Here is a 2,082-nt window from a genome sequence, read left to right on the forward strand (position 1 = left end):
TACGCCTCGTACAATGTTGCATACTTTTCGCTCCGTCGTCTGAATCATCCGAATTTTCGCTGGCGAGTGCTCCCGGCTGCGGGTCGACCCTGAACACCACCACGATCTCATCCTTGTGGATTTCGACGCGCTTGACCAGACCCAACACGATCCTGCGCTTCGTCTCGAGATCAATCGTGTCCAGTTTTTCGGTAACGGCGCCCGCGAATTCCTCGAGCCGATTGATGACCAGAAACAGCTCGCTTTGTACGGCCCCTTGTTGCTTCGACTCAAGGATCTGCTGATCAATCTGCTCAAGCCGGTTCTTCAGTTGCTGCATCTTCGGTTCGAAGTCAGTCTTATCGATAATGCCGTCAGCATAGCTGTCGATCAACCTGGACTTGCCCTTTTCCAGCTGGGTCCGCTGCTTTTCAAGGCTGCTCGTGTCGAAGCTGCTCTTCTCGTCGCGCTCGATCATATCAAGCCGACGCTCGTATTCGTTCTTCAGTCGCTCTGGATGCCTTAGCAATTCCACGACCTGCTGCCACACCAGATCATCGAGCTTATCCGTTCGCACCTGCGGATTGTCACAGATGCGATTGCCGCCGAAACGATACGCGTCGGTTCCGACGCAGCGGTAATAAGCGTAGTCCCGCTGATGCCCCTTGGCCGCGGCCTTGCTCACCTTCTTCGCGTAGTAGGCGTAACGGCACTGGCCGCAAACCGTCAACCCTTGGAGCAGGCGTTGCGGCACATTATCCCGACGCTGACGTGCCAGCTTGCGGTTCTCGGCAAGCTGCTCCTGAACCGCATGGAACAGCGCTTCACTGACGATGGCCGGCACCGGAATTTCGATCCATTGCTGCCGGTCCGCGCGAATCGTTGAATAGGGCTTCCTGGGCACATCGGCGCTGTGGCGCTGGGCACGTACGCGTACCAGGTGATCACGCACCTGCGTTTTGCCGAACGCGGCCCGCCCCATGTATGCCGGATTGCGCAATATGCCCCATACCACACTGCGGTCCCAGAACGGCTTGCCCGATGCCGTCACGGTACCCGCCTCGGTAAGCCGGCGCACCACTTCGCCTATGCTCAAGCGGTCCATCCCCACCCACTGGAAAATCGATCGGACTGTTGCTGCCTGGGGCAGTTCGATAACGTAGCGGGCCGGCGTTCCGTCCAACTGCCGGCGAATGTAGCGGTAGCCGTAGGGCGCCCCGGACAGGACATTGACGCTGCCGCGTTTTGCGCCGTGAAGCTTGCCACGACGGTGACGCTCGGCGATCTTCGCCCGCTCGTACTCCGCGATCATGCCCTGCATCTGCAACAGCAGCGACTCTTCCGGCGTCGTACCGATTGCGTGATTGAGGAATACGACCTGCACACCGCAGGCCGTGAACTCTTCCATCAGCAGCGCCTGGTGCGCATATTTGCGCGCCAGCCGGTCCGGTGACAGGATGTAGAGCCGATCGATAGCACCGAGCGCGGCACAGTCCCTCAGTCGCTCCAGCTGTGGCCTGATCAGCGTGGCGCCGCTCACGCCTGCGTCAACGAAACACATGTCCTCGACGATCTGCGCGCCGTCCGCTGAAACACGCTCCTTCAGCGCGGCAATCTGGCTTTCGATGGTGCCACGTTTGTTCTGCTGTTCGGAGGATACCCGCGCGTAGAGCGCAACCATCGCAGCTTTGTTCATCGTCTACCCCGCTTGATGGTCACTTGCTTGGCCGCGGCGGGCTGCGTCGCGGACGGCTGCGCCGTGGAGCGTGCGTCGATCGGACTGATCTGCTCGTACGCCTTTTGCAGCTGCTCCTGGGCATAGCGGTTCGGCTCGAACGCCAGACGTACGTGCCATTTTTTACGCCCTCGGGTCATCACCGCACCTTCCTGTCAGCGGGAGCGACCGTCTCAAGGACGAGGTCCACGTCAATCTTGGAACAGCTTCTGGACCAGGGCGCCAGACACTCCCTCGAAATGCGCAGGCTCCATTTTATGCGGCAGTTTGCTCTGTTGTTGGCGGCGTTCTCTCGCCCGTAATCGCGAATATGGCGTTGGACGGATTGGAGGCAGCAGTCTATGCAAGCGTCGGCGCCTCGAAACTCG

Annotated in this window: 2 protein-coding genes; both read right to left on the bottom strand. The window is 59.9% G+C overall.

All coding sequences use genetic code 11. From position 1 onward, the window contains the following. A partial coding sequence (locus tag ACV229_RS40430; RefSeq protein WP_448088638.1) for a recombinase family protein occupies positions 1–1,675 on the bottom strand: 1,675 nt, incomplete at its 3' end. Then, on the bottom strand, positions 1,672–1,857 hold the full coding sequence (locus tag ACV229_RS40435) for a hypothetical protein (protein WP_448088639.1): 186 nt from the start codon (positions 1,855–1,857) through the stop codon (positions 1,672–1,674). The genes ACV229_RS40435 and ACV229_RS40430, both read right to left, overlap by 4 nt. Positions 1,858–2,082: the final 225 nt, after the last annotated feature.

The organism is Burkholderia sp. MR1-5-21 (genome assembly GCF_053427715.1).